The following is a 24,798-nucleotide window of genomic DNA, read 5'->3' on the forward strand; positions in this document are numbered from 1 at the left end:
CGCTCACACACCGCGCAGCTGCACGTCCAGCAACAGATCGGCATCGTCGTCGTTCTGGCCAATCACGTAGATTGCCTGGCGGCCCGGCAGATTTACGGTAATGATATTCTCTTCGACCGCATCCAGCACTTCGTCGTGCTGCTCCTGAAAGTGGTACAGGGTGTTCATCTTCTCTCCTTAAAAACGGTGCGTTACTGTATAAACTCACGCCTCTTAATATCGACAAGACGCGTCTTAATAACAGGGGGAATAATCTGTTTTTTCTGTCAGCACTGTGACAGGGCTGTGTGACGTTGCCATGAAGGCGGCAGCGGCGCGCACCGCTGCCGGTTAAATCAGAAAAAGCCGAGAGGCTGCGTACTGTAGCTGACCAGCAAATTTTTGGTCTGCTGATAGTGATCGAGCATCATTTTGTGGGTTTCACGGCCAATACCGGATTTTTTATAGCCGCCGAACGCGGCGTGCGCCGGATAGAGGTGATAGCAGTTGGTCCAGACGCGACCGGCTTTGATCGCGCGACCTACGCGGTAAGCACGGTTGATATCGCGCGTCCACACGCCCGCACCGAGGCCGTAAATCGAATCGTTGGCGATGGCAACCGCTTCTGCTTCGTCTTTGAAGGTCAGCACGCCGACCACCGGTCCGAAAATCTCCTCCTGGAAGACGCGCATGCTGTTATCGCCTTTCAGCAGCGTCGGCTGAATGTAATAACCGCTGGCAAACGCCTCACCGATTTTCTCCACCCCGCCGCCGTGCAGCACCTGCGCGCCCTCCTGCTGCGCAATCTCCAGGTAAGAGAGAATTTTGTCGAACTGCTGCTGCGACGCCTGCGCGCCGATCATGGTCTCAGTGTCGAGCGGATCGCCACGCTTAATGGTCTGGATGCGCTTCATCACCGCCGCCATAAACGGCTCAAAAATCGACTCCTGCACCAGCGCGCGTGACGGACAGGTACAGACTTCGCCCTGATTAAGGAAGCCCAGCACCACGCCTTCGGCCGCTTTTTCGATGAAGCTCTCCTCCGCCTGCATGATGTCTTCGAAGAAAATGTTGGGAGACTTGCCGCCCAGCTCGACGGTGGACGGGATCAGGCTTTTTGCCGCCAGCTCAAGAATGTGGCCGCCAGTGGCGGTCGATCCGGTAAAGGCGATTTTGGCGATACCCGGATGCGAAGCCAGCGCCTCGCCGGCCTCTTTGCCGTAGCCGTGCACCACGTTAATCACGCCCGGCGGCACCAGGTCTTTAATCAGCTCCATCAACAGGGTAATGGAGAGCGGCGTCTGTTCGGCGGGCTTCAGCACCACGCAGTTACCGGCACCGAGCGCCGGCGCCAGTTTCCACGCCGCCATCAGCAGCGGGAAGTTCCACGGGATAATTTGTCCGACAACCCCAAGCGGCTCGTGAAAGTGGTAGGCAGCGGTGAACTCGTCAATCTCTGCCGCGGTGCCTTCCTGGGCGCGCACGCAGCCGGCAAAGTAGCGGAAGTGGTCAACCGCCAGCGGCAAATCAGCCGCCAGGGTTTCACGCACCGGCTTACCGTTATCCCAGGTTTCATTGACCGCGATGGCTTCCAGATTGGCTTCCAGCCGGTCGGCAATTTTCAGCAGCAGCAGCGAACGCGCCTGCGGCGAGGTTTTGCCCCATGCGTCCGCAGCGGCCTGTGCGGCGGCGATGGCGTTGTCGATATCCTGTTTATCCGAGCGCGGGAATTCGCCGATGGTCGAGCCGTTGATCGGCGTGGTGTTAACAAAATAGTTACCGTTTACCGGCGGAACAAATTCGCCGTTGATGAAGTTGCCATAACGCGATTGCAGGTGGATGAGAGAACCGGTTTCTCCCGGAGCAGCGTAACGCATGGTGTTTCTCCTTGCGGGACAGAGTGGCGATTAACAACATTTAAACTTGTTATTAACATTGAGCGAACAATGCCAGCCTGTCAGATCGCTCAGCGGGAAACTGTGACCGCATCGAAGGAAAAGAGGGCATTAAGAAACTGCCCTGCCGTCACGCCATAACCTGCGCCTGTCGCAGACAGATAATTCCGAGTTTGGCCATAAGCGTGATGAAAAGCGGAACATGTGCGAATTGTGCGGTCAATATGAAGCAGACCCGTGAACAGGAGAACAAGATGCTGGCTTCAGCCCTGATGGTAATGCGCGCCAAAGCGAACTTCGTTCAGCAATTTATCCGCAATCCGCGCAAAATGGGCAGCATCACGCCCTCTTCAGCCGCCCTGTGTCGCGCCATGTGTGAAACGGTCAACTGGGAGCACAGCCTGCGCATTGCCGAGCTGGGCGCCGGCGACGGCGTGCTGACCCGCCATCTGCTGGCACATATGGCACCGCAGGCGCAGCTGGATGTGTTTGAAATCAGTCCCGAGCTGGTAAAAGGGTTACGCCGCTGGAACGATGCGCGCATGCAGGTGCGCGCCTGCTCCGCAGAGTATTTGTCCGGCGAGTACGACGTGATTTTTTCCGGCCTGCCGCTGCTGTCACTGCCGCCCGCAACGCGCGACGCCATTCTTAGCGCGGTGCATGAAGGACTGGGGCCGCGTGGCGTCTTTATCCAGTTTCAATACACCTCGCTGACGCAGCCCAGCCTGTCACGCTACTTCACCTGGCAACGCCAGCGGGTGCTGAAAAATATGCCACCCGCCTGGGTTTATCGCTGCACGCGGCATTACGCGCCCTGAGCCTGCGCCTGCGGGCGCGTTTGCTGCCAGAAACGCTGCAGCAGCTCGCGCGCCCAGTCTTCGCCTGACAGCTGCGCGCCATCATCGCTGACGCCGGAAGGCAGACAGGCGGTCATGATGTTATGGTCGAACTCCGGATGGAACTGCACCGACAGCGCCTGCGGCGAATAGCGCAGGATCTGACAACCATCCAGCGCTGAACGCGCCAGCACCTGTGCCTGCGGCGGCGGTACCAGCACCGACTGGCGGTGCGACAACCACGCCGGGAAGGCCTCCGGCAACTGTGCCAGCCACGGATCGCGGTGCGGGGTGCGCGTCAGGGTTTTCAGCCCGCGCTCCCAGCCGTTCGGGTTATCGCCCACTTTACCGCCCAGCGCATAGGCCATCAGCTGATGGCCATAGCAAACGCCGAGCAGCGGCAGTTGCGCGTCGATGGCTGCACGAATCCAGGCGGCGGTGCGCTCGCTCCAGTCGGCGTGATCGGTCACCATCGCCCACGAACCGCTGAAAATCGCGCCGCTGATGCCAGAGAAAGCCGGCAACTCTTCCCCGAGATGCGGCCGCACAATGACATAATCATCCGGCTGTAGCGCCAGGGCTGCAATAAACCACTGTGGTTGTTCACCAATTTTTGCCACCACCTGCGGCGGCGGCGTTTCGAGTTGAATCAGAGCAAGGGGTAAGGTGCGGATCTGTGTCATGCCGAATACGGTCCTCAAATGATCGTGTTTCGGACATCCACTCTGACAGTAAATTTGCCCCCTGTCCTGGATTTTTCGGCATAAGCTAATGCCATTACGAAAAAAAGCGTCGCCCGCGTGCGCTAACCGATCGCCTTCGTGCCATCATTAGACGGTGACAACATCGATAAAACAAAGGACAGCAGCGTGGCGGTGCGGCATTTTTTTCTGGTTCTGATGGTAGTTTGCATCTGGGCCTTCAATAACGTGGCGGTGAAGTGGGGATTGCTGGAGCTTCCGCCGCTGTTTCTCACCTGGATGCGCTTTGTGGTGGTGGCTATCGTGCTGGTGCCGTTTTGCCGCATCACGCGCGCCCAGCTGCCGTGGCTGCTGACGCTGGCGTTTACTTTTGGCTTCATGCACTTTTCGCTGCTGTTTGTCGGCATGCGCTATACCGATGCCGGCACCGGCGCCATTGTGGTCCAGCTGGGCACACCGATTGCCATGCTGCTGGCGATGGTGGTGCTGAAGGAGAAACTGCGGCTGGTGCAGCTGTGCGGTATCGCCATCTCGCTGGCCGGGGTGGTGGTGCTCTCCGGCAGCCCGACAATTCCGGCGTGGTGGGTGCTGTGTATTCTGCTGTGCAGCGCCACTGGCTGGGCGGTGAGCAACATGATTGTGAAAAAGTCACCGCCGATTAAACCGCTGACGCTCACCGGCTGGATCTCTTTCCTTGCGGTGCCGATTGTCGGCGCGGCCTCGTGGCTGACCGAATCGCAGCAGTTTACCGCGCTGAGCCACGCCGGCTGGCGCGGCTGGTTTGGCATCCTGTACAGCGCCCTCGCCTCATCGATTGTCGCCTACACGCTGTGGTACGCGCTGCTGAAAAAATATAACGTCAACCTGATCATGCCCTACTCGCTGCTGACGCCGGTGCTGGCGGTACTGATGGGCGTGCTGGTGCTGGGCGACAGCATGAACAGCTTCAAAATTCTGGGTGCGTCGCTGGTGGTGCTGGGGACGGCGATTGCGGTGATTAACCTGCGTAACCTGCGCATGCATGCCCGCTTTCCGCGCCTGCGCCGCCGCTGATCCACTCTGCTATGCTTGAAGCTCGCGTGTTTTCCGGAGGTTTAGCATGGATTCTCAACGCGCTGCCGCATTGTGGCAGCAACTGTGGCAGGGATTGCGGGGTGCGGAACACGCGCCGACGATCCACTTTCTTCAGACCGACAGCTTCCCCTCGGCTTTTGCCGTTAGCGAACTCGCCGCCACCAGTATCGGCCTCGCCAGCCAGGCGCTGAGCGATCTGCTGGAGCGTCCGGCCCCGGTCAGCGTCAACGTCCGGCTGGCCTCGCGCTGGTTTCAGCACAGCCTGACGCCGTTAAACCGTCCGCCAGCCGCCCAGTGGGACGCGCTGGCCGGTGACTATCCGTGCGAGGATGGCTGGATCCGCCTGCACACCAACGCACCGCATCATCGCGCCGCCATGGCACGCGTGCTGGGCGAGCACGCCGATCGGTCATCGCTGGCGGCGGGGGTGGCACGCTGGCAGGGACACGCGCTGGAGCAGGCCGTGGTCGACGCCGGCGGCTGTGCCGCCTGGATGCGCAGCGCACAGCAGTGGCAGCAGCACGCGCAGGGGCTGGCGGTAAGCGAAGAAGCGCTGATTGCCCAACGGGCAACCGGCGAAGCGCCCACGCCGGGCTGGGCGCTGCTGCCGGCGCGACCGCTGCTGGGCGTGCGGGTGCTGGATCTGACGCGCATCATTGCCGGACCGGTAGCGACCCGCTTTCTGGCCAGCCTTGGCGCGCAGGTGCTGCGTATCGATCCGCCCGGCTGGCGTGAACCGACGCTGGAAGAGGAGATCAACTGCGGCAAACGCTGCGCGCAGCTGGATATCAAAACCCGCGCCGGGCGCGATCGGCTGATTACGCTGCTACAGCATGCGGATGTGCTGGTGCACGGCTACCGCGCGGACGCACTGGAAAAGCTGGGGCTGGATGCGGAGAGCCGTCAGCGGCTGGCGCCGGGGCTGGTGGATGTCAGCCTCAACGCCTGGGGCTGGCACGGGCCGTGGCGCAACCGGCGCGGTTTTGACAGCCTGGTGCAGATGGCCTGCGGCATCGCCGAACAGGGTATGCGCTGGCAGGCAGGCGTTAAACCGACGCCGCTGCCGGTGCAGGCGCTGGATCACGCCACCGGCTATATGATGGCGGCCGCGGTGCTGGAAGGATTACGCCAGCGCCGAATTAACGGCACCGGCTGGCAGGCGCGTTTGTCGCTGGCGCGTACCGCGCTGCTGCTTCAGCAGCACGGCGCAGCGCCACAAGGCGAACAGCGCGGCATTACGCCGCAGCCGCACGATGCGCTGAGCGCGCTGGAGATCAATCGCTGGGGGATTGGCGAGCGCCTGCGCGCCGCGGCTTATCTGCCCGGTACGCCGATGCTGTGCGCGGCACCGGCGCAGCTGCCCGGCAGCAGCCATCCCTGCTGGTGACGACTCAGGCGTCGTCGCCCTCTTCACGCAGTTCGTCATACATCGCCTGAATCGCCTCACGGCTCAGCGCCGCCAGCGTGCGATAAAACGCGGTGGTGGCGTGGGCTTCCACTTTACCGAGGAAGGCGCCGCACCACGGCAGCAGGTAGTCATCGAACAGCGCCAGCTGGGCCGCCGCCTCATCTTCCGCAGACTGATCTTCCAGCCAGGAGGCCGCCAGCAGCAGCACGCCAAAGTGATCGGCCGGCGACTCGCTCAGTGGCATACCGCGTGAGGTTAAAAACGCCCGCACCTCGGCTTCCTGCGGTCCGTTCGGCCACAGTGAGGCGTACGGCGGTACGCTGCAGTCGCTGCCGACGAACAGCGCGTTGTAATCCGCCGCCAGCGCCTGCGGATCGCTATTCTGCTGCAGCCGGGTCAGCAGTTCATCCTGCTCCAGCGGCCACTGTTCTTTCAGTTTGCCTTCACGCAGCAGGGTGAACAGCGGCACCAGCAGCGGGTCCTGCGGCTGGCGATTAAACAGCGAGCCGATGACGCGGCAGAGAATGGAAAACTCATTCATGCAACAGAATTCCTTGAGGCAAAAAAGTTAAAAGTCGGCAAATTCCGCAATGTGTTTGCCGGTGCGCTGTTCGAGAAAGTCGAGCAGGCGACGCGGCGTGACATTTAACACGCGATCCTGCGGAAAATCCACTTCGCGCGTAATACGCAGGCAGTGTTCGAAATCGCCGAGGGTAAAGGCGGTGTGCGAATCGGAGCCAAACGCCAGCCGGCCACCGGCGTCACGCACCGCTTCCGCAATCGCGCGGCAGTTAGGTTCACTGCCCGGACGCGAATGGGTGAAGGACGAGTTGTTGATCTCCAGCGCCACATCGTAGTGCGCGGCGGCTTCCGCGATGGCGCGAATATCCACCGGGAATTTTGGGTTGCCCGGATGACTGATGATGTGCACCAGTCCGCTGGCCATGGTGGCGATCATCGCTTCGGTGTGGTGAGCCTTGTCGCGCGGCGCGTAGACCGGTTCATGGAAGCCGGCGACGATCAAGTCCAGCGCATCCAGCATCGGCCCGCTGCAATCAATCTCACCCTGCTGATTTTTGATGTTGGCTTCAATGCCGCGCAGCACGCCGACGCCATCAATCACGCGCGGCCAGATGCGCATATTCACAAAATGCCAGTAGTGCGGCGCATCGGCCATGTCCGGACCGTGATCGGTAATGGCGAACAGCTTCAGGCCGTTCTGTTTCGCCTGAGCGACGTAATCGTGCAGCGTGCTGTACGCATGGGTGCTGGCCACGGTGTGCATATGTAAATCGACGGGATACATCCTCTTCTCCTCTGCTGAATTAATAGCCACGCTGGCGATCGACCAGACCGCGCGGCTGTTGGCCCTGCTCCAGTGCCGTGATGGCACCGGCGATATAGTCCATCGCCTCATGCGGCAAGGTGGTGGCGGCATTATGCGGGGTAATCATGACACACGGATGAGACCACAGCGGACTCGCGGCCGGCAGCGGTTCCACCTGGAATACGTCCAGCGCGGCGGCGGCCAGCTGACCGCTCTCCAGCGCCGCCAGCAGATCGGCCTCCACCACGTGCGCACCGCGCGCGAGATTGAGGAAACAGGCACCGCGCGGTAGCGCGCTAAGAAACGCGCTATCGATCAGGTTGCTGGTTTCCGGCGTGGCGGGCAGCAAATCAATTAATACCTGACTGTCAGTGAGAAAATCCGCCAGCTGGTCGCGGCCGTGAAAGGTGGTGACACCGGCAATCTGCTTCGGCGAGCGGCTCCAGCAGCGCAGCGGAAAGCCCCACTGGCGCAGGCTCTCCAGCACGCTGCGGCCAAGCACGCCTGCCCCCAGCACGCCAATGGTAAAAGTAGCACGTTCGCGGTCCGGCAGCGGCTGCCATAGCGCCTGTCGCTGCTGCTGGTGATAGTCGGCGAAGCGGCGGAACCAGCCCAGCACGCACCAGTTCGCATACTCCTGCATCTGGCGTGCCATGCCGGTGTCTTCCAGCCGGTAGAGCGGCACCGCATCAGCCAGCATCTCAGGGTGCGTGCGCAGCTGCCGCAAAATTTCGTCTACGCCGGCCCCCATGGCGAATACGCCACGCAGCGCCCGTCCCGCCAGCATCTCCACCGGCGGCGATCGCACAATGGCGTAGTCGGCGGGCGCACTGTCGCCCGGCTGCCACTGGCGGATGCGCACCGCCGGCAGGCGCTGGCGCATGCCGTCCAGCCACGGCTGCGGATTCAGTGACGGGTGATACCAGATGATCTCCATACTGCTCTCCTTTTTTTCTTTCAGCCTCAGTCAAATAGCGGCGCAGGGCAAGTAAAAACCCGCGCGGCACCGCAATTTTCCGGCGATTAATCGCGAAGGCTTCACATTTCCGCCGCTGCAAAAGGCTAAGCGGCGCGTTAACGTCTAAAGTTGTTCGGGTGGTCAATGCGTTAGCGCACCACCTTTTCGGACAAGGAGAAAAACCGATGATAAAAAATGTAGTGTTTACGCCTGCGCGTCTTACCCTGTTGCTCAGCGCGGCGCTGCTGAGCGCGTCTGCTGTGCACGCTGAGGATAACAGCCGCATGCTCAGCGCCCAGCCGCAGCCGCCAGATGTGCGACTCGGCCCACTATTCAGTGCTGTGCAGCAGGCCAGATTTTATCCGGACCAGAAAACCTTTGCCGATGCGGTCCCCAAATATGACCCGGCGTCGATTCTCGCCGACTGGCAGATGCAGAAAAATCAGCGTAATTTCGATCTCAGGCGCTTCGTGGACACCAACTTCACCCTGCCCAAAGCGCAGGATAAATACGTGCCGCCCGCCGGCCAGAGCCTGCGCGCGCACATCAATGGCCTGTGGCCGGTGCTGACGCGCAGCACGCCAACGGCCAGCCAGTACGATTCGCTGCTGCCACTGCCGAAACCGTACGTGGTGCCAGGCGGACGTTTCCGCGAAGTCTATTACTGGGACAGCTACTTCACCATGCTCGGGCTGGCAGAGAGCGGCCACTGGGATCGGGTGCAGGATATGGTGGACAACTTCGCCAGCGAGCTGGACAAGTACGGCCACATCCCCAACGGCAACCGCAGCTACTATCTCAGCCGCTCGCAGCCGCCGTTCTTCAGCCTGATGGTGGATTTGCTGGCCAGCCACAAGGGAGATGATGTCTACCGCCAGTATCTGCCACAGCTGCAAAAAGAGTATGACTACTGGATGGCGGACAGCGACAAGGTGGCTGCCGGCCAGGCGAGCAAGCGCGTGGTGAAGCTCAGCGACGGCACCCTGCTCAATCGCTACTGGGATGACCGTGACGTGCCGCGCACCGAATCCTGGCTGGACGATGTCAACACCGCGAAAAAAGCGCCTGAGCGCAATAAACAGCAGGTGTATCGCGATCTGCGCGCGGGCGCCGCCTCGGGCTGGGACTTCAGCTCACGCTGGTTCACCGATGCGCACAATCTGGCCTCGATTCGCACCACCCAGCTGGCCCCGGTGGACCTCAACAGCCTGCTGTTCCACCTGGAGCAGACGCTGGCGAAAGCCGCGAAGCTGGCAAAACAGAATGATAAAGCGCAGCAGTTTGCGGCGGATGCAGAGAAGCGCCAGGCGGCGATCAATCGTTACCTGTGGGATGACAAACAGGGCTGGTATGCCGACTACGATTTCCAGAAAAAGCAGGTGCACAACCAGCTCACCGCCGCCACGCTGTTCCCGCTGTATATGCAGCTGGCGGGCGACAAGCAGGCGGAACGCACCGCCGCCGCAGTGGAAAAACAGCTGCTGAAACCGGGCGGGCTGGTCACCACGACGGTAAACAACGGCCAGCAGTGGGATGCGCCTAACGGCTGGGCCCCGCTGCAGTGGGTAGCGGTCGAAGGTCTGGAGCACTACAAGCAGAACCAGCTGGCACAGCAGATCGGTCAGCGCTTCCTGCAAAATGTGCAGCAGACTTACGATCGCGAGCACAAGCTGGTCGAGAAGTATGTGGTCGACGGTGCCCAGCTGGGCGGTGGTGGTGGCGGCGAGTATCCGCTGCAGGACGGTTTTGGCTGGACCAACGGCGTAACGCTGAAGCTGCTGGATAAGTATTGTCCGAAAGATAAAACCTGTAATAGCACACGCGACATCCCCTCAATGCCGACGCTAAACGCGGCGAAATAACCCTGACTTCAGGTGCGCCGCCGTGCGCACCTGCTTCTCAGGCCCGATGCCACAGCCAGGTGATGACCACGCCCGGTGCTGCGGCATCCCCCCTGCGCATCACACTTTTCCATTACTTATCTTTTACATCTTGAAACACCCCTTACTAAAAGATAATAATTCTCAATCTTAAAATGACTCTTTTTCTCATCGTTAACCGCCGCGCTGGTGTGGTGCGGCTTTTGTTCTCAGCCAAAGGAATCATTATGACCGCGCTGTTCCCCCTCAACCGTGGCCGGCTGCTGTGCGCGCTGGCGCTGGCGTTTCCGGCACTCGGCGTAGCCGAACCCTCTCTGGTGGTCACCGCACAGCCGCAGGAGAGCGCCACCTCGCCCACGGCGGACTATCTCGCCACCCGCAGCGGCGCCACGAAAAGCGATCGTCCACTCCTCACCACGCCGCAGTCCATTTCCGTGGTGACGCGTCAGCAGATTGACGATCAGGGCGCGCAGGATCTGAACCAGGCGCTGGGCTATACCCCGGGGGTTTTCACCAACTTTGGTGGCGCGGCCACGCGTTACGACACCATTTCGCTGCGCGGTTTCCACGGCGGTGACGTCGACAACACCTTCCTTGACGGTCTGCGCGTGATGAGCGACGGCGGCAGCTTCAACATCCTGCAGGTGGATAACTGGTTCCTTGACCGCATTGACGTAATTAAAGGCCCCTCTTCTGCCCTTTATGGCCAGACGGTGCCGGGCGGGCTGGTGAACATGGTCACGAAGCGGCCGCAGTTTGCTTCACAGGGCCATTTACGCTTCGCCACCGGCAGCAATGCCAGTAACAGCGCCGCCTTTGATTACACCGACGCGATTAACGATCAATGGGCGTACCGCCTGACCGGCATCACTCGCAACAGCGATACCCAGTACGACCACACGCGCGAAGAGAAATACGCGCTGTCACCCCAGCTGCTGTGGCAGCCGGATGAAGACACCAGCCTGCTGCTGCGTGCTTATCTGCAAAAAGATCCCTCAGGCGGCTATCACGGCTCGGTGCCGGCGGAAGGCACGCTTTACAGCCACAATGGCCGCTGGCTGAGCGACGGTTTTTATGAGGGCGACAGCGCGCTGGATCAGTTCAAACGTCATGAGCAGATTTACGGCTACGACTTCTCGCACCGTTTCGATGAAGTATGGTCGGTGCACAGCACCGGCAGCTACAGCCATTCCAGCGTGGCGCTCGACCAGGTGTACCAGATTGGCTGGAACAGCGACAATCCGGACCTGCTCAATCGCTACTACTCCGGTGAGCGCTCTTCGCTCAGCGCGTGGGCGACCGATAACCAGCTGCAGGCGGAGTTTGCCAGCGGTGCGCTGCAGCATCGCGTCACGCTTGGCGCGGAGTATCACCGCTACAAAAATGATCTGAGCGACGCCAGCGGCGCTGCCTCACCGCTGAATGCCTGGAGCGGCGAGGCCATCGGCAGCCAGCCGGATTACCTCTGGACAGCGCAGACGCGCCGCTACTATCAGAGCGGCCTCTATCTGCAGGATGAGATGGCGTGGCAGCGCTGGCATCTGGATTTGTCTGGTCGCTATGACCGTATCGTGTCAGAGAATGGCAATAGTCGTCGTCAGGACGATCACGTCAGCGGCCGCGCCGCGCTGCTGTACGCTTTTGATAATGGCGTGTCGCCGTACGTCAGCTGGAGCCAGGCGATTACCCCGGCTTCGCTGACCGATCCCGACGGGAATCAGCTGAAACCGACCACCTCAGAACAGTATGAAGCCGGAGTGAAATACCAGCCGAACGGCACGCGCGATCTCTACAGCGTAGCCCTGTACGATCTGACGCAGAACGATGTGGCCAACCGTAACGTGCAGGACGGCACCTACACCCCGTCCGGTAAAGTGCATGCACAGGGTATTGAACTGGAGGCGCGCAGCCAGCTGACAGAACGGTTCAGCACCATTGCCGGTTATACGCTCAACCATCTGCGCTTTAAGGATTCCGTGGACGGCAACGATGGCCATACGCCGTACGTCACGCCAAATAGCATGGCGTCGCTGTGGGGGCATTATCAGTTTGATTACGGCCTGAGCGCGGGTGCCGGGGTACGCTACATTGGCCGCCAGTGGGCCGATAACGAAAACACCACCCGTTTGCCGTCGGTGACCCTGTTTGACGCCTCACTGCGCGCCGATCTGGGCGCGTGGCAGTCGAATCTGAAAGGTGCCTGGCTGCAGCTGAATGCCCGCAATCTGACGGATAAAAAGTATCTGGCAGCCTGCTACGGCACCGGTTACTGCTATCGCGGCGCGGAGCGGACGCTGACCGCCACAATCGGCTACGATTTCTGACGACATAAAAAAATCCGCAGCCCCGGACGGGACTGCGGATCTTGTTGAATCGTGATTTGGCGTCAGCTGCGGACTTTACGGTAGATCCACAGCACCACAATGGCACCGATCACCGCGACCACAAAGCTGCCAAAGTTGAAGCCGTCAACCCGGCCAAAGCCGAACAGGGTACTGATCCAGCCGCCCACCACCGCACCGACAATCCCGAGTACCACGGTCAAAATAAATCCGCCGCCATCTTTACCTGGCATGATCCATTTAGCGATAATCCCGGCAATCAGACCAAAAATAATCCATGAAAGAATACCCATTTGCTGCTCCTTACGTTATGAATCAAGGTGTTCATCGCGCTAAGTATAGCCGGGAATTTTTTCTCTGCTACATCAACATCATGATGAATTCGTTCACGCCGGCTAAAGCTTTTACCGCCCCGGTCGATAACCGACGAAGAGCAGTGGCACTCGTAAAATAGCAATCGGACAGGTGGAGCAGGACGTGAAAGACGCCGATAAAGAACAATATCTCAAGCGCGGTACGCTGGCGGTGTTGAACGTGATGAAGGATTTGTTGCGTTATCAAACCCTGCTGATGGTCAATTTCTCCCGTGGTCAGTTCATCAGCCGGCTGCTGGCCGCGGATGAAGATCGGGTGATTTTTGATCTCGGCAGCAACGCGCTGGACAATGATTTGGCACTGCAGGGTGGCGAAGTGAATATTGCGGCCGAAACCCACGGTGCCAAAGTGGAGTTTGGGCTGCAGGGATTAACCCGCATCGATTATGACGGCCTGCCCGCCTTTGCCGCCGCGCTGCCCGACCTGGTGTGGCAGATTCAGCGCCGGGAATTCTTTCGCGTCAACGCGCCGCTCGAACCAGTATTTTATTGCCACAGCCAGTGGCCGGACGGCAGCACCGCGCGCTTTCGCCTGCAGGATCTGTCGCTCGGCGGCGTCGGCGTGCTGCTGGATGAGGCGCTGCCGGAAGGTCTTAACCGTGGCGATACCTTCAAAAAGCTGCGCGTTGAGCTGGGCGAGTATGGCCAGTTCGAAGTGACCGCACAGCTGCTGCATATCGGCGAGCGCAGCACCGTGACCAGCAAGAACGAAACCCGCATCACGCCGCGACTCAGCTTCCGTTTTACCGCCATCGAACCGGTGCAGGAGCGTCAGCTGCAGCAGGTGATTTTTGCGCTGGAACGGCTGGCGCGCGACAAGGCCAATCGCTTCCAGTAAACCGCCGGCGTCCCGCGCGACGCCAGCGTAGTCTATGCTTTCTCCTTGCACATTCTTTTCACCGGCTCCCAGCAAGGAGATTCTCCCCAATGGAAAACTGGCTTTCTGCCCATCGTTTACAACTTATCTTTCTCAATCAAAACTTCTGGATTAATAGCGCCATCATCGTGTTCGGCACGCTGATTGTTTACTGGCTGCTGCGCACCGTCATCCGCTTTGTCTCTAACCGTATCGCCCACTATAGCGAACAGCGCCACGTGCGTTTCACCGGCATTCTGGTGGAGATTCTGCGCAGCACCAGTCAGCTGCTGCTGCTGATCTTCTCGCTGCTGATCACGCTGAAATTTGTCGATCTGCCGGACAGCTGGAGCGTCGCCATCGCCCACGGCTGGTTCCTGGCGCTGATTCTGCAGCTCACGCTGTGGATTGACGGCGGCATTCGCCTTTGGCTGCACTCCTTGCTGCGCGATCCGCTGCACGTGCGTAATCCGGTCACCACGGTGATCCTCGGCATTCTGCTGCGCGTCGTGGTGTGGGTGATGATGCTGCTGGCGATCCTCTCCAATATGGGGATCAATATCACCGCGCTGGTGGCCAGCCTCGGCGTCGGCGGTATCGCCATCGCGCTGGCGATTCAGACGGTGCTGAGCGATGTGTTCGCTTCGCTGGCGATTGGCTTCGATAAGCCCTTTGAGCACGGCGACTTTATTGTGTTCGGCGACATCGCTGGCTCCATTGAGCACATTGGCCTGAAAACCACCCGGCTGCGCAGTCTCGGCGGCGAACAGATTGTCTGCTCCAACACCATTCTGCTGCAGCAAACCATCCACAACTACAAACGCATGCAGCAGCGGCGCATCGTGTTTAAGTTCGGGATTAATTACGGCACGCCGGCGGAGAAAGTGCGGCAGATTGGCGGCATGGTGCAACGCATCATTGAAGGCGTGCCGGACACGCGTTTTGATCGCGCCCATTTCCTGTCGTTTGACGAATCGCAGCTGACGTTTGAAGTGGTCTATTTCGTGCTGAGCGCCGATTACAACAAATACATGGACATTCAGCAGGAGATTAACCTGCAACTGATGGCGCAGCTGGAGCAGAAACAGATTCGTTTCGCCTTCCCGATGCGCCGCGTGGAGTTCACCGGCGGCGTGCTGCCGCGCATTAACCTCAGCGATGCCTCAAATGAGGCTGCGGCAGAGCGCGCACAGCACTGAGTCCCGCCAGCGGCATTAGCCGATGGTGCGATAGGCGGTGGTGACTTTCCACAGGTAGCGCGGCGCCTGGGCGGCCGGATGCTTGTTCTGCACGTGCTGGTAGAACTCATCCGGCGTCATGGCGTTGATCATTGCAATGGCGCGATCGCGGTCGCGCGAGAAGGTACGCAGCAGCGCGCCGGCACCGTTGGCATAGGAAACAATGGTGGCATAGCGCAGCGTCAGCGGATCGCGAATGCCCGCCAGCGCGGAATCCTGCAGAATCCGGATATAGGCCGCGCCGATATCAATATTTTTCGCCGGGTCGCGCAGTTCGGAGTTACTCGGCTGGCCGTGGCGTCCCTGTGCGCGATACACCTCGCGCCCGGCGGTGGCGGCTTTGATTTGCATAAGCCCGACTGCGTTAGAACGGCTTACCACGGTTGGGTTGCCCCCGGATTCGACACTAATAATGGCGCTGATCAGCTTCTCATCAACGCCATAATGACTGGCGGCATCTTCGGTAAACAGTGACCATGCATCATTCACTTTCGACGGCGGCGCCTGGGTTAATGGCGTATTCTTCTCCGGCGTCACCGGTTTTTCCGGCTCGCTGGCACAGCCAGCCAGCAGCAAAGCAGACAGCATAAGTAGTCGAATTTTCACTGATTTTCGGTTCCGCTATAAGATTGGCGCAAGCTATCATAACCATGACGGTAAAAGGTAAAATTACCGTTTATCCTAAATACGTAAAAAACCTTGTGCTACCGTGACTTCGGTAACGCATTTCGTCATCATCGGCAGGCCAACAGACAGCAGGATGGAAGTTATGCTCGCCCCTCGTTCAATACGCCTCATCGCCCCTTCCGGTTATTGCCACAATCAGGACGCCGCCTGGCGCGCGGTACAGCGCCTGCAGGCGGAGGGCCATCAGTTGCAAAATACGGAAGCCATTACGCGCCGCTGGCAGCGTTTCGCTGGAGATGACGCGCAGCGCCTGCAGGATGTGAATGCGCTGGCGTCGCTGGCCTCGCTGCCGGATATCGTACTGGCAGTGCGCGGCGGCTATGGTGCCTCACGCCTGCTCGATCACCTCGACTATGTGGCGCTGCAGCGTCGCCTGCTTAATCAGCCTGTCGCGCTGTGCGGCCACAGTGATTTCACCGCTATTCAGCTGGCGCTGCTGGCGCAAACCGGGCTGATCACCTTCAGCGGACCGATGCTGGCCAGCAATTTTGGCGCGGAGGCTTTATCTGAATTTACCGTCAGCCACTTTTGGCAGGCGCTAACATCTCCTACAGTCAATCTGGCGTGGCACAGCGCCAGTCCGGATCGCGGCCGCTGGCAGGGCACGCTGTGGGGCGGCAATCTGGCGATGATCTGCTCCCTGATTGGCACGCCGTGGCTGCCGCAGATTGAAGACGGCATTCTGGTGATCGAGGATGTGAATGAGCATCCGTTCCGCATTGAGCGTATGCTGATTCAGCTGCAGCAGAGCGGTATTCTGGCGCGCCAGCGAGCCATTGTCACCGGCAGCTTCACCAGCACCGCCCTGTCCGATTACGACAACGGCTTTGATTTCGTCACGGTGTGGCAGCGGTTGCGTGATGAGTACCAGATTGCGGTAATCAGCGATCTGCCGTTTGGCCATGATGCCGATACCGTGACGCTGCCGCTCGGCGCCAGCGCCACGCTTGAGATTGACCAGGGCGCCGCGCGGTTAGCCTTTACCGGCCATCCGACGTTGCGCTGACGTGTTGCCGCAGGAGACCGCTATTGAAGCCGCTGTACGAAGACTTGTGGATCTCCACGCCGGAATTTCCCGCCGAAGAGACGGCAAATGATTTAATGATGCACGGGTTTATGCTGCGCCATCCGCGCGGCAACCTGTTGATTGGCCGCGTTGAGCAGCTGCTGGATCATGAAGTGCTCGCGGACGCGGGCGGCGTGATTCGCCACTATTTTACCCACTGGCACGAAGCCGCGCCGGGCGCGCGGGCCATTCAGCAGCGCTTCAATAGTGCGCTGTATTGCCACAGCCGATCGCTCGGCCCGGTGAGCCTGGTGATTGAGCCGGACGAAACCTTCATGCATCAGGACGTGCACTTTGGCGACTTTCACCTGCTGCCCACGCCGGGCCATACGCCGGGCAGCTGCAGCTACCTGTACCATTCACCGCTCGGCCAGACCTACCTGTTTGTCGGCGACACCCTGACGCGGGATTACCATCGCTGGATCAGCGTGCTGGTGCCGGACAGTAATCCTGCGGAGCTGCAGCAGTCGCTGGAGCTGTACCGCTCGCTGCGTCCGGATGTGGTGCTGATGAGCACCACGCGCGGACATCTCTCCTGGGCGAAGGTCGATTTACAGAGCTGGCTGGCCGCGATTGATGAAGCGGAACAGTCGCCGCTGGATCTGCGCCAGCAGCCACTGCTGTGATTACAGCGTCTTGCTCAGATAGTGACGCTGATGTTCGCGCGGATAGTGATCAAGGCTAAAACGTAGCGTATAGCCAAGCTTTTCATAAAACGGCCGCGCCTGAAAGCTGGCGGTATCCACCTGCGCGTAACGGCAGCCGCGTGCGCGGGCTTCCTGTTCGGCAGCCTGAATCAGCTGGCTGCCGGCGCCCTGCCCGCGTAACCCATCGCTGACCCACAGCATATCAATGCGTAACCAGTTGCCATAGGTTGAGCCCGTCAGCCCCGCCAGCTTTTTCCCGGCGCCGTCTTTAATGAACACACCGATGGCTTTCATCTCATTGATGTCAATAAAGCGGCTGTTGAAGGCGTTCAGGCCGAGGCGCATTTCATCCAGATCCTGATGCGTGACGCTATCCGTAACGCTTAATTGCATGGTCGGCTCCTTGTGGCGGCATTATGACGAGGGGTGCTGGCGGTCGTCGTAGCGCTCCAGCGACAGAATATCAGCATCGCGTTTTTCCGTGCGGTTGCAGGGCAACAGCTTATCGCTGTCGGCGTAGACGAAAAAGGTTTCGCCGCTGTTTTTATTCACGATCAGCTGATCGCCATTGCGGAAACGGGTAATGGCGACCTTATCGCCGTCCTGCAGACGCGTGCGCTGCTGCCCGGCGGCAATCTGGAAATGCCGGGTTGGCCACATTAGCGTGCTTAGCCCGTAAGCGGCACGCGATACCGTCATGGTGGGGCGGCCCGGGCAGGTGATCTGGAATTCGCTTTCGCTCCACGCGGGGGCAATCTGGCAGGCCATCAGGAGCGTGGCAAGGGTTATCGCCTTCATGGGTGTTCTCCACTGAGGTTAGATCATGATTTTACAGGAATTTAATTGACCAGAGGGTAACATACAACCGCCGCCGGTGCGGTAATCTGCGACCGCAGGTCAGCCACTGCGGGCAGTAAGAACGCCTCCACATCGCTGATTTTGTGAGGTTTTATGCGATCGGGATATCTTTGTAACGAGTTAAGTAAAATGCGCTAAGATCGCGTCAGGAGGATGTTATGCGAGATGAACAGGCATTATTCGCGCGGCTGGCGCAATCGCCGTTTCGCCGCCGCTTCCATTTAGGCGCGAAAGAGCGACAGTACTGTATTGAGAAAGGCCCGGCGGTGATCGACCAACACGCGGCCGATTTTATCCAGCAAAGACTGGCCGCAGCCGAACCAAAGAATGATGGCAAACAGACGCCAATGCGCGGCCATCCGGTATTTATCGCCCAGCACGCCACGGCAACCTGCTGCCGCGGCTGTCTGGCAAAATGGCATGGCATTGCTGCGCATCAGCCGTTAACGGCAGAGCAGCAGCAATATATGGTGCGGGTGATTCACCGCTGGCTGGTGGGTGAAATAAATGGTTAAGACCGGGATGGGATGGAGCTACTCTGCCGCGACCTGCGCGGCCACCAGCATCAGCGCCAGTCCGGCATCGTCTGGATCGAAACGCTGCATAACTTCATGGATCGCCGTCACGCAGTTCATCACCTGCTGTTTTTTGTCGGCGTCTAACTTATCAATCGCGTGCTGAAGAATCATTAAACTGGCTTCTTCTTCTCTCATGGATTTACCCTTGTTTTGCTTACCTGGTGCGCAACGCTGGCAAGAATAACGTTTATCTGCTAGCAAAGTCACCCCTTTACATGCTTACCGCTTAACGATTAAACAAATGGCAAATGGGCAGTGGCGTCAGACATGCTATGATCGGATCAGTGGCGCGCATCGTCAGGCCAGCATAAATCAGGGAATGCACCAGGAACAGGACCATGTTAAGACTCAGTTTTCTACTCACACTTATCCTGCTGGCTGGCTGCAGCTCCACGCCGAAAGGCGTCGATTGCCCCGGCGAGGTCGCAACGCTCTATGGTCAGTCGCTGGGCCACACCGAAGGGCGCATCTTCGATTTGGTGAATTCGTTTTCGGTGGCGCGCGATGGCGTAACGCTGAGCAGCGGCGCACTGCACTCCACCGACCGTTTCCGCTATGTCCCTTCTGCCGTGACGCCGGAAGGCTTTTATGCACAGCGGCTGAGCGACAAGCAGTTCCGCCTGATCAACCCGGCGCGTAACACCATGATTACCTGGACGTGTCCATAAGCCGTGCGTGGCGCGCGCAGATGGTTTATTGTCAGCGTTTGTCATGCTGCGGACCTGCATTATGGAAAAGAGTCTGGACAATAACGGTTATATCGATTTCCCCTTTCCGGCCACCCGAGACGCGGATGGCTCGGTCAACCCGTGCGGTTTTGACCTGACGCTGGAAACCGATCGCATTGATGAGATCGCCGCTGGTAAACATTCTGAGAATTTGCGTCGTCTGCTGGAAGAGGTCAATCTGCAGGATGGCCTGTTTATGACGCTGGCCTGTGACTGGCAGCAGCGCGCAGATGGCGTGTGCGGCTTTCTCGATGTGGCGTTCCGCCCCACGCTGGACTGTAGCAGCGAAGAGACACAGAGCCTCGATCAGTTCTTTGAGATGTATCTGCGCCGCCAGGAGCAGCAGCACAGCATGCCGCGTGACGCGCTGGTCAACTATGCGCGCGCGGTGCTGGACTGGAGCTGGTCGCCGCTGCAGCAGCGCCATCGCCGCTATGAGAAGGTCACCATTCGCTATTACTGCCAGCAGGCGGACGATGCCGAATGGTGTTTTGATCATCTGCGCCACTTCCTGGTGAGCTGGTACCCGGCGTATCGCGACCAGCAGTGAGGGCGTGCGCGTGACGCCCTGTGCCTACGGTCGTACCAGACGAATCGCGTGCTCCAGCATACGCTGTTCATCGCGTTCGTCGTGGGCGCGATCGTGGCGCGTACGCTGCAGCAAACGGGCAATCTCCTCCCGTCTGGTTTCATGACCGCACTCGGAAAGGACAATCACCGCATCGCCAATCACCCGGCAAACTTCATCGTAATCGTCTTCATTCAGGATATCGCGTTTCATTTCTCCTCCGTTCAGTGAGCGCTGCGTGAGGTTCGTGCAGCTTAACGTGGTCCTTACCAGGTATGGACAGCAATGCCGATTCCTGCAAACCACTGTTACATCCTGAAAAGCCACCAGGTTGCTGGTCTGCACTTCTCTGTCTACGCTGAAAGAGACATTCACCACTCTCAGGGAGTCAATATGACCGATAAAGCGGAAGCAAAATTGAATGAAGCGGCGGGTGCCGTACAGGAAAAATTTGGCGAGTTCACCGGTTCACGCCGCCATCAGGCACGCGGTGCCGCGCGACGCTATCCGGCGCAGGCCAGTTATGCGGTGCAGGATGCAGCAGACTGCGTGGTGAGATCGGTACGCGACAACCCGGCTACCGGGCTGGCCGTTGCCGCCAGCATCGGCGTGATTGTTGGCTTCATGCTGGGCCGTAAATAATCCCCGGCGATCGGGGCCCCTGCGGCCCCGATACTCAATGCCGCTGCGGCACGCCGTCCCGTCGTTCCTGAATATGTTCATCCGGCGTCTCGGCGACATCTGCCGTACTGCTGTGCCCGGCAAGGTGGCGCCCATGCTGCCCCGCTATCACCACAGGCCCTACCGGTAATTGTGCACTGGCCGCCAGTGATAGCAGCAATAAAAACCATCCCGTCAGTAACGTTCTTCCCATCCTGCCCGCCTTACACGCTGATTAGTGAGCGCTCAGCTTGCCGGATGGCATGCAAATTAGCGTCAGCGCGACGCAAAGCTATGTCGGCAGTTGTGAATAATCAGGCCTGTGCGCGCCGCGCTTTATAACGCGCCACCATGGTCATTAATGCCTGATAAATCAAACCGGCATACAGGCTCATGACAATCATCATGCCCGGCGTTTTGCCCTGTGCCTGCCAGGATACAAACCACATGAAAATGCCCCACAGCAGGGAAAAAATCAGCCAGCCTTTTACAAACTTGATCACACCTTGCATAGCACCTCCGGATTGATGAAGGCTGAAGATAGCGGTTCAGCCCGCAAATGGCACGCGCGCCGGTGCCGGGATGTTAACTATTTCAAAGTTTTACGCAAACCACTATCGCAGCGGGAAAAAGCCGTGGAAAACAGCACGCAGAACGCAGCATCAATGGGTGCCTGTCGCGGCCGTCCCGGTTAGTTTGGCCATGACCCGCCGATGTGATGGCAGAGACCGCCTTGCATCAGTGTGTATTGTGTGTATAATTTCACCTACAGGAAGTCCGATGAAGAGCGCGACGCTGATTAAACTGCTGCAAAAGAATGGCTGGAAGCTGGAGCGCATACGCGGCAGTCATCATCAGTTCTCGCACCCGGATTTTGCTCATCTGATCACCGTGCCGCATCCGCAGAAGGATATGAAGACAGGCACGCTGATGCAGATTCTGAAAGACGCCAGGCTGGATTGATCCATGCTGGTTTTATTCCGCTTGCTCAGAGGTGACATGATGCTGTTTCCCGCTTTGGTAGAGATTGACGCTGACGGCTCGGCCAGTGGTTATTTCCCGGATGTCACCGGCTGTTATTTTGCCGGTGATACGCCCGAGCAAACGCTGCAGGATGCGCAATCTGCGCTGCATGCCCACTTTGAACTGATGGCGGAGAAAGGCTTATTGATTCCGGAGCCGGCGCAGCACTGGCAGCAGGAATTTAGCCAGCCCGGCGTGTGGATCTACGTTGATATTGATGTCACCCGCTATCTGGGCAAATCCGAGCGCATCAATATCACTATGCCGCATCTGCTGATTGAGAAGATCGATAAGATGGTCAGTAATAACGCGCGCTACAGCAGCCGCAGCCATTTTCTTGCCGAGGCGGCACGCAAAGCGCTGGTCTCGTAGCAACACTTTTGCGCACGCGTCGCTTATCGTCCGTGGCCGCTTTATGTTTGAATTCCCGCCTCAACCGGCCGGCATGTGGTTAAAATGAATTACTTACGCGACATACAAACGTTTATTGAAGGCAACACGGTGCTCTCCGCCACCTTCAGCCTGCTGCTGTTACTGGTTGCCGGCATGGTCACCCATCTGATCTGCAAGTTCTTCGTGGTAAAAGTGGTGCGCCGCGTGTTCTTTAGCACGCATAAAAACCAGGTGCCGCTGGATAAAGACGTCCGGCTCTCAGAAAAGCTGTCGAATTTTATTCCGGTGATCACCGTCTATTACCTGCTGCAGTTTATGCCGGACCTGCCCGAGCATCTGCTGATCGCGGTGAAAACCATCTGCGGCATTCTGTTTTTTGTATATCTGTCGCTGTTCTTTAACGAAGTGCTGGAGATCGTTAATAACTCCTATTCGCGTAAGTCGAAGCGTAAGAACCACTCGATAAAAGGCTATATCCAGATCGGTAAGATCCTGGTGCACATCATTTCCGCCATCATGATTCTGGCTATCATGTCGAACAAATCGCCGGTGATTATCATCTCCAGTCTGGGTGCGGTCGCGGCGGTATTGATGTTAGTGTTTCAGCACACCCTGCTGTCGCTGGTGGCCAATATTCAGGTGTCATCGAACGATGTGCTGCAGCTCGGCGACTGGATTGAAATGCCGGATAACGGCATCAGCGGTGAAGTGATTGATATCGCTCTGCATACCATTACCATCCGCAACTGGGACAATACGCTGTCGCGGATCCCGACCAAAAATTTCCTGACCGAAACCTACACCAACTGGCAGGCGATGTTCTCCTCCGGCGCGCGGCGTATCATGCGCAGCTTTCATCTCGACCAGACCTCGATTCGCTTTCTCGATCAGCAAATGGTGCAGCAGATGAGCCAGATTCGCGGCGTCAGTGAGCAGCTTTCAATCCTGATGGATGGCCGCGATAGCAGCGTGGTCGGTGACCGCTGGTTTGCCGAAAACGGCATCACCAACCTCACGGTGTTCCGTCACTATCTCACCGCCTGGCTGGCGCAGCGCGACGATATTAAAAAAGATATGTATATCGTGGTGCGCGCGATGAAACCCTCACCGGAGGGATTGCCGGTAGAGGTTTATTGCTTTACCTCCTCGGTGCTGTGGGTTGATTACGAGAATTCCCAGTCGGCGATATTTGAATTCATCTACGCCATCGTCGGTCAGTTTTCGCTGCGGATTTACCAGCATCCGGCCGGCAATGATTTCTGGCGTTTGTCGCAGGCGCGCGATAGCCAGATCGGTCAGTTACAGCCTCCGGCGGAATAAAGCCACGCATCGCACGGTCGTCATGCATGGCAAACCGGCGGTGACAGAAGTCCTTCCCGCTGCCAGCATAAAAAAAGGGAGCCCTGCGGCTCCCTTTCATGTTGCATTTGCTCAGGGCAAATTACATGTTCGCGATGATCGCGTCACCAAACTCAGAACATTTCAGCAGCTTAGCGCCGTCCATCAGACGCTCAAAGTCGTAGGTCACGGTTTTGGCAGCGATTGCGCCTTCCATGCCTTTAACAATCAGGTCAGCCGCTTCGAACCACTCCAGATGACGCAGCATCATTTCTGCAGACAGGATCACGGAACCTGGGTTCACTTTATCCTGGCCCGCATACTTCGGTGCAGTACCGTGGGTCGCTTCGAACAGTGCGCACTCGTCACCGATGTTGGCGCCCGGTGCGATACCAATACCGCCTACCTGTGCCGCCAGGGCATCAGAAATGTAGTCACCGTTCAGGTTCATACAAGCGATAACGTCATACTCGGCTGGACGCAGCAGGATCTGCTGCAGGAAGGCATCGGCGATCACATCTTTAACGATGATCTCTTTACCGGTGTTCGGGTTTTTGAACTTCATCCACGGACCGCCATCGATCAGCTCGCCGCCGAACTCTTCTTTCACCAGCTGGTAGCCCCAGTCTTTGAAAGAGCCTTCGGTGAACTTCATGATGTTGCCTTTGTGCACCAGCGTCAGGGAATCACGGTCATTGGTGATGGTGTATTCAACCGCGGCACGCACCAGACGTTTCGTGCCCTCTTCTGAACACGGCTTCACGCCAATACCACACTGCTGCGGGAAGCGAATTTTCTTCACGCCCATCTCTTCACGCAGGAATTTGATCACTTTGTCCGCTTCCGGCGTACCGGCTTTCCACTCGATACCGGCATAGATATCTTCGGAGTTTTCGCGGAAGATCACCATGTCGGTATCTTCAGGACGTTTAACCGGGCTTGGCGTGCCTTTGTAGTAACGTACCGGACGCAGACACACGTACAGGTCCAGTTCCTGGCGCAGTGCCACGTTCAGGGAACGAATACCGCCACCTACCGGGGTAGTCAGTGGGCCTTTAATGGCTACGCGGTACTCTTTGATTAAATCGAGGGTTTCCTGCGGCAGCCAGACATCCTGGCCATAGAGTTCAACGGATTTTTCGCCGGTGTAAATTTCCATCCAGGAAATTTTTCGCTCGCCGTTGTAGGCTTTCTTCACAGCGGCATCAACCACTTTCAGCATCACCGGGGAAACGTCAACCCCAATACCGTCACCTTCAATGTAGGGGATGATCGGGTTATTCGGGACATTCAGTTTGCCCTGATCCAGGGTGATTTTTTGACCTTCCGCCGGAACAACTACTTTGCTTTCCATTAACCTCTCCTTCGAGCGATTTTTTGTTAA

30 protein-coding genes are annotated in these 24,798 nt (G+C 58.6%); 16 read left to right on the forward strand and 14 right to left on the reverse strand.

The window, feature by feature from the left end; genetic code table 11:
* Window positions 1-3 precede the first annotated feature (3 nt).
* Both AC6I79_RS11450 and exaC read right to left on the reverse strand, forming a co-directional pair.
* Window positions 4-168: a hypothetical protein gene (locus AC6I79_RS11450; protein WP_021506344.1), complete on the reverse strand. Its 165-nt coding sequence runs from the start codon at window positions 166-168 to the stop codon at window positions 4-6.
* A gap of 167 nt (window positions 169-335) precedes the next feature.
* On the reverse strand, window positions 336-1,856 hold the full coding sequence (gene exaC, locus AC6I79_RS11455; RefSeq protein WP_278707953.1) for an acetaldehyde dehydrogenase ExaC: 1,521 nt from the start codon (window positions 1,854-1,856) through the stop codon (window positions 336-338).
* A gap of 272 nt (window positions 1,857-2,128) precedes the next feature.
* On the opposite strand from exaC, the gene AC6I79_RS11460 reads away from it, so the two are divergent.
* The gene (locus AC6I79_RS11460; protein ID WP_058776501.1) at window positions 2,129-2,692 is read left to right on the forward strand and encodes a class I SAM-dependent methyltransferase; all 564 of its coding nucleotides are present in this window, start codon (window positions 2,129-2,131) and stop codon (window positions 2,690-2,692) included.
* Here AC6I79_RS11460 and AC6I79_RS11465 read toward each other — a convergent pair.
* Window positions 2,680-3,393 (reverse strand): glutamine amidotransferase, encoded by a 714-nt coding sequence (locus AC6I79_RS11465; protein WP_058769654.1) that lies wholly within the window; start codon window positions 3,391-3,393, stop codon window positions 2,680-2,682. The two genes, AC6I79_RS11460 and AC6I79_RS11465, sit on opposite strands and share 13 nt — an antisense overlap.
* Before the next feature lie 186 nt (window positions 3,394-3,579).
* Between AC6I79_RS11465 and AC6I79_RS11470 the strand changes: the two genes are divergently transcribed.
* Window positions 3,580-4,464 carry a DMT family transporter gene (locus AC6I79_RS11470; RefSeq protein WP_125309416.1) on the forward strand — a complete coding sequence of 295 codons (885 nt, stop codon included), beginning with the start codon at window positions 3,580-3,582 and terminating at the stop codon, window positions 4,462-4,464.
* A 46-nt stretch (window positions 4,465-4,510) separates the two neighbouring features.
* Window positions 4,511-5,872, forward strand: a complete 1,362-nt coding sequence (locus AC6I79_RS11475; RefSeq protein ID WP_498027294.1) for a CoA transferase — start codon at window positions 4,511-4,513, stop codon at window positions 5,870-5,872.
* A 4-nt stretch (window positions 5,873-5,876) separates the two neighbouring features.
* Here the strand turns inward: AC6I79_RS11475 and AC6I79_RS11480 are convergent, their stop codons facing one another.
* The 3 genes from AC6I79_RS11480 to ghrA are packed head-to-tail and all read right to left on the reverse strand — an operon-like array spanning window position 5,877 to window position 8,157.
* Entirely contained in the window at window positions 5,877-6,434 is a 558-nt protein-coding gene (locus AC6I79_RS11480; RefSeq protein ID WP_498027295.1) for a TorD/DmsD family molecular chaperone, read from the reverse strand.
* Between the two features lie 27 nt (window positions 6,435-6,461).
* Window positions 6,462-7,199: a phosphatase gene (locus AC6I79_RS11485; RefSeq protein WP_021506351.1), complete on the reverse strand. Its 738-nt coding sequence runs from the start codon at window positions 7,197-7,199 to the stop codon at window positions 6,462-6,464.
* A 19-nt stretch (window positions 7,200-7,218) separates the two neighbouring features.
* A complete protein-coding gene (ghrA, locus tag AC6I79_RS11490; protein WP_498027296.1) occupies window positions 7,219-8,157 on the reverse strand; it encodes a glyoxylate/hydroxypyruvate reductase GhrA in 939 nt (312 codons plus the stop codon).
* A 206-nt stretch (window positions 8,158-8,363) separates the two neighbouring features.
* Between ghrA and treA the strand changes: the two genes are divergently transcribed.
* Window positions 8,364-10,040 (forward strand): alpha,alpha-trehalase TreA, encoded by a 1,677-nt coding sequence (treA, locus tag AC6I79_RS11495; RefSeq protein ID WP_166709976.1) that lies wholly within the window; start codon window positions 8,364-8,366, stop codon window positions 10,038-10,040.
* 245 nt (window positions 10,041-10,285) lie between these two features.
* Entirely contained in the window at window positions 10,286-12,382 is a 2,097-nt protein-coding gene (locus tag AC6I79_RS11500; protein WP_260641334.1) for a TonB-dependent siderophore receptor, read from the forward strand.
* 62 nt (window positions 12,383-12,444) lie between these two features.
* Here the strand turns inward: AC6I79_RS11500 and AC6I79_RS11505 are convergent, their stop codons facing one another.
* Entirely contained in the window at window positions 12,445-12,693 is a 249-nt protein-coding gene (locus AC6I79_RS11505) for a GlsB/YeaQ/YmgE family stress response membrane protein (RefSeq protein ID WP_021506355.1), read from the reverse strand.
* Between the two features lie 184 nt (window positions 12,694-12,877).
* Between AC6I79_RS11505 and AC6I79_RS11510 the strand changes: the two genes are divergently transcribed.
* Window positions 12,878-13,612 (forward strand): flagellar brake protein, encoded by a 735-nt coding sequence (locus tag AC6I79_RS11510; protein WP_058757616.1) that lies wholly within the window; start codon window positions 12,878-12,880, stop codon window positions 13,610-13,612.
* Between the two features lie 89 nt (window positions 13,613-13,701).
* Window positions 13,702-14,829 carry a mechanosensitive ion channel family protein gene (locus AC6I79_RS11515; protein WP_088517699.1) on the forward strand — a complete coding sequence of 376 codons (1,128 nt, stop codon included), beginning with the start codon at window positions 13,702-13,704 and terminating at the stop codon, window positions 14,827-14,829.
* Window positions 14,830-14,844: 15 nt separating this feature from the next.
* On the opposite strand, the gene emtA is transcribed toward AC6I79_RS11515, so the two are convergent.
* Complete coding sequence (emtA, locus tag AC6I79_RS11520) at window positions 14,845-15,474, reverse strand: membrane-bound lytic murein transglycosylase EmtA (protein ID WP_072208977.1); 630 nt, start codon at window positions 15,472-15,474, stop codon at window positions 14,845-14,847.
* Window positions 15,475-15,637: 163 nt separating this feature from the next.
* On the opposite strand from emtA, the gene ldcA reads away from it, so the two are divergent.
* Both ldcA and AC6I79_RS11530 read left to right on the forward strand, forming a co-directional pair.
* Window positions 15,638-16,561 carry a muramoyltetrapeptide carboxypeptidase gene (gene ldcA, locus AC6I79_RS11525; protein WP_260641333.1) on the forward strand — a complete coding sequence of 308 codons (924 nt, stop codon included), beginning with the start codon at window positions 15,638-15,640 and terminating at the stop codon, window positions 16,559-16,561.
* A gap of 23 nt (window positions 16,562-16,584) precedes the next feature.
* A complete protein-coding gene (locus AC6I79_RS11530; protein ID WP_260641332.1) occupies window positions 16,585-17,247 on the forward strand; it encodes an MBL fold metallo-hydrolase in 663 nt (220 codons plus the stop codon).
* Here AC6I79_RS11530 and AC6I79_RS11535 read toward each other — a convergent pair whose 3' ends face one another.
* Window positions 17,248-17,661: a GNAT family N-acetyltransferase gene (locus AC6I79_RS11535; RefSeq protein ID WP_058757613.1), complete on the reverse strand. Its 414-nt coding sequence runs from the start codon at window positions 17,659-17,661 to the stop codon at window positions 17,248-17,250.
* Window positions 17,662-17,682: 21 nt separating this feature from the next.
* Complete coding sequence (locus tag AC6I79_RS11540; RefSeq protein ID WP_260641331.1) at window positions 17,683-18,066, reverse strand: hypothetical protein; 384 nt, start codon at window positions 18,064-18,066, stop codon at window positions 17,683-17,685.
* Window positions 18,067-18,284: 218 nt separating this feature from the next.
* Between AC6I79_RS11540 and AC6I79_RS11545 the strand changes: the two genes are divergently transcribed.
* A complete protein-coding gene (locus tag AC6I79_RS11545; RefSeq protein WP_010617204.1) occupies window positions 18,285-18,641 on the forward strand; it encodes a DUF4186 domain-containing protein in 357 nt (118 codons plus the stop codon).
* Between the two features lie 18 nt (window positions 18,642-18,659).
* On the opposite strand, the gene AC6I79_RS11550 is transcribed toward AC6I79_RS11545, so the two are convergent.
* Entirely contained in the window at window positions 18,660-18,839 is a 180-nt protein-coding gene (locus AC6I79_RS11550; protein ID WP_031279245.1) for a hypothetical protein, read from the reverse strand.
* A 203-nt stretch (window positions 18,840-19,042) separates the two neighbouring features.
* On the opposite strand from AC6I79_RS11550, the gene AC6I79_RS11555 reads away from it, so the two are divergent.
* Entirely contained in the window at window positions 19,043-19,372 is a 330-nt protein-coding gene (locus AC6I79_RS11555; RefSeq protein ID WP_021506365.1) for a hypothetical protein, read from the forward strand.
* A 61-nt stretch (window positions 19,373-19,433) separates the two neighbouring features.
* Window positions 19,434-19,982, forward strand: coding sequence for a hypothetical protein (locus AC6I79_RS11560; RefSeq protein ID WP_058757703.1), 549 nt, complete (start codon window positions 19,434-19,436; stop codon window positions 19,980-19,982).
* Window positions 19,983-20,006: 24 nt separating this feature from the next.
* Here AC6I79_RS11560 and AC6I79_RS11565 read toward each other — a convergent pair whose 3' ends face one another.
* Window positions 20,007-20,213, reverse strand: a complete 207-nt coding sequence (locus tag AC6I79_RS11565) for a DUF2767 family protein (RefSeq protein WP_021506367.1) — start codon at window positions 20,211-20,213, stop codon at window positions 20,007-20,009.
* Window positions 20,214-20,393: 180 nt separating this feature from the next.
* Here AC6I79_RS11565 and AC6I79_RS11570 point away from each other — a divergent pair, with 180 nt between their 5' ends.
* Entirely contained in the window at window positions 20,394-20,642 is a 249-nt protein-coding gene (locus tag AC6I79_RS11570) for a CsbD family protein (protein WP_498027297.1), read from the forward strand.
* Window positions 20,643-20,974: 332 nt separating this feature from the next.
* Here the strand turns inward: AC6I79_RS11570 and AC6I79_RS11575 are convergent, their stop codons facing one another.
* Window positions 20,975-21,172 carry a DUF6404 family protein gene (locus tag AC6I79_RS11575; protein WP_021506369.1) on the reverse strand — a complete coding sequence of 66 codons (198 nt, stop codon included), beginning with the start codon at window positions 21,170-21,172 and terminating at the stop codon, window positions 20,975-20,977.
* 268 nt (window positions 21,173-21,440) lie between these two features.
* Here AC6I79_RS11575 and AC6I79_RS11580 point away from each other — a divergent pair, with 268 nt between their 5' ends.
* The 3 genes from AC6I79_RS11580 to AC6I79_RS11590 all read left to right on the forward strand — a co-directional run bounded on the left by AC6I79_RS11580 (window position 21,441) and on the right by AC6I79_RS11590 (window position 23,396).
* On the forward strand, window positions 21,441-21,623 hold the full coding sequence (locus tag AC6I79_RS11580; RefSeq protein WP_058757609.1) for a type II toxin-antitoxin system HicA family toxin: 183 nt from the start codon (window positions 21,441-21,443) through the stop codon (window positions 21,621-21,623).
* 39 nt (window positions 21,624-21,662) lie between these two features.
* Window positions 21,663-22,055: a type II toxin-antitoxin system HicB family antitoxin gene (locus tag AC6I79_RS11585; protein ID WP_022548759.1), complete on the forward strand. Its 393-nt coding sequence runs from the start codon at window positions 21,663-21,665 to the stop codon at window positions 22,053-22,055.
* A gap of 84 nt (window positions 22,056-22,139) precedes the next feature.
* Window positions 22,140-23,396 (forward strand): mechanosensitive ion channel family protein, encoded by a 1,257-nt coding sequence (locus AC6I79_RS11590; RefSeq protein ID WP_021506372.1) that lies wholly within the window; start codon window positions 22,140-22,142, stop codon window positions 23,394-23,396.
* Between the two features lie 121 nt (window positions 23,397-23,517).
* Here the strand turns inward: AC6I79_RS11590 and icd are convergent, their stop codons facing one another.
* Window positions 23,518-24,768: an NADP-dependent isocitrate dehydrogenase gene (gene icd, locus AC6I79_RS11595; RefSeq protein ID WP_010617214.1), complete on the reverse strand. Its 1,251-nt coding sequence runs from the start codon at window positions 24,766-24,768 to the stop codon at window positions 23,518-23,520.
* Window positions 24,769-24,798 lie beyond the last annotated feature (30 nt).

It is taken from the genome of gamma proteobacterium symbiont of Scutellera amethystina (genome assembly GCF_059730845.1).

Coding starts and splice junctions, on each gene's coding strand:
- AC6I79_RS11450 (WP_021506344.1), bottom strand. CDS start 168: ATGAACACCCTGTACCACTTTCAGGAGCAGCACGACGAAGTGCTGGAT.
- exaC (WP_278707953.1), bottom strand. CDS start 1,856: ATGCGTTACGCTGCTCCGGGAGAAACCGGTTCTCTCATCCACCTGCAA.
- AC6I79_RS11460 (WP_058776501.1), top strand. CDS start 2,129: ATGCTGGCTTCAGCCCTGATGGTAATGCGCGCCAAAGCGAACTTCGTT.
- AC6I79_RS11465 (WP_058769654.1), bottom strand. CDS start 3,393: ATGACACAGATCCGCACCTTACCCCTTGCTCTGATTCAACTCGAAACG.
- AC6I79_RS11475 (WP_498027294.1), top strand. CDS start 4,511: ATGGATTCTCAACGCGCTGCCGCATTGTGGCAGCAACTGTGGCAGGGA.
- AC6I79_RS11480 (WP_498027295.1), bottom strand. CDS start 6,434: ATGAATGAGTTTTCCATTCTCTGCCGCGTCATCGGCTCGCTGTTTAAT.
- AC6I79_RS11485 (WP_021506351.1), bottom strand. CDS start 7,199: ATGTATCCCGTCGATTTACATATGCACACCGTGGCCAGCACCCATGCG.
- ghrA (WP_498027296.1), bottom strand. CDS start 8,157: ATGGAGATCATCTGGTATCACCCGTCACTGAATCCGCAGCCGTGGCTG.
- treA (WP_166709976.1), top strand. CDS start 8,364: ATGATAAAAAATGTAGTGTTTACGCCTGCGCGTCTTACCCTGTTGCTC.
- AC6I79_RS11500 (WP_260641334.1), top strand. CDS start 10,286: ATGACCGCGCTGTTCCCCCTCAACCGTGGCCGGCTGCTGTGCGCGCTG.
- AC6I79_RS11505 (WP_021506355.1), bottom strand. CDS start 12,693: ATGGGTATTCTTTCATGGATTATTTTTGGTCTGATTGCCGGGATTATC.
- AC6I79_RS11515 (WP_088517699.1), top strand. CDS start 13,702: ATGGAAAACTGGCTTTCTGCCCATCGTTTACAACTTATCTTTCTCAAT.
- ldcA (WP_260641333.1), top strand. CDS start 15,638: ATGCTCGCCCCTCGTTCAATACGCCTCATCGCCCCTTCCGGTTATTGC.
- AC6I79_RS11535 (WP_058757613.1), bottom strand. CDS start 17,661: ATGCAATTAAGCGTTACGGATAGCGTCACGCATCAGGATCTGGATGAA.
- AC6I79_RS11540 (WP_260641331.1), bottom strand. CDS start 18,066: ATGAAGGCGATAACCCTTGCCACGCTCCTGATGGCCTGCCAGATTGCC.
- AC6I79_RS11545 (WP_010617204.1), top strand. CDS start 18,285: ATGCGAGATGAACAGGCATTATTCGCGCGGCTGGCGCAATCGCCGTTT.
- AC6I79_RS11550 (WP_031279245.1), bottom strand. CDS start 18,839: ATGAGAGAAGAAGAAGCCAGTTTAATGATTCTTCAGCACGCGATTGAT.
- AC6I79_RS11555 (WP_021506365.1), top strand. CDS start 19,043: ATGTTAAGACTCAGTTTTCTACTCACACTTATCCTGCTGGCTGGCTGC.
- AC6I79_RS11560 (WP_058757703.1), top strand. CDS start 19,434: ATGGAAAAGAGTCTGGACAATAACGGTTATATCGATTTCCCCTTTCCG.
- AC6I79_RS11565 (WP_021506367.1), bottom strand. CDS start 20,213: ATGAAACGCGATATCCTGAATGAAGACGATTACGATGAAGTTTGCCGG.
- AC6I79_RS11570 (WP_498027297.1), top strand. CDS start 20,394: ATGACCGATAAAGCGGAAGCAAAATTGAATGAAGCGGCGGGTGCCGTA.
- AC6I79_RS11575 (WP_021506369.1), bottom strand. CDS start 21,172: ATGCAAGGTGTGATCAAGTTTGTAAAAGGCTGGCTGATTTTTTCCCTG.
- AC6I79_RS11580 (WP_058757609.1), top strand. CDS start 21,441: ATGAAGAGCGCGACGCTGATTAAACTGCTGCAAAAGAATGGCTGGAAG.
- AC6I79_RS11585 (WP_022548759.1), top strand. CDS start 21,663: ATGCTGTTTCCCGCTTTGGTAGAGATTGACGCTGACGGCTCGGCCAGT.
- AC6I79_RS11590 (WP_021506372.1), top strand. CDS start 22,140: ATGAATTACTTACGCGACATACAAACGTTTATTGAAGGCAACACGGTG.
- icd (WP_010617214.1), bottom strand. CDS start 24,768: ATGGAAAGCAAAGTAGTTGTTCCGGCGGAAGGTCAAAAAATCACCCTG.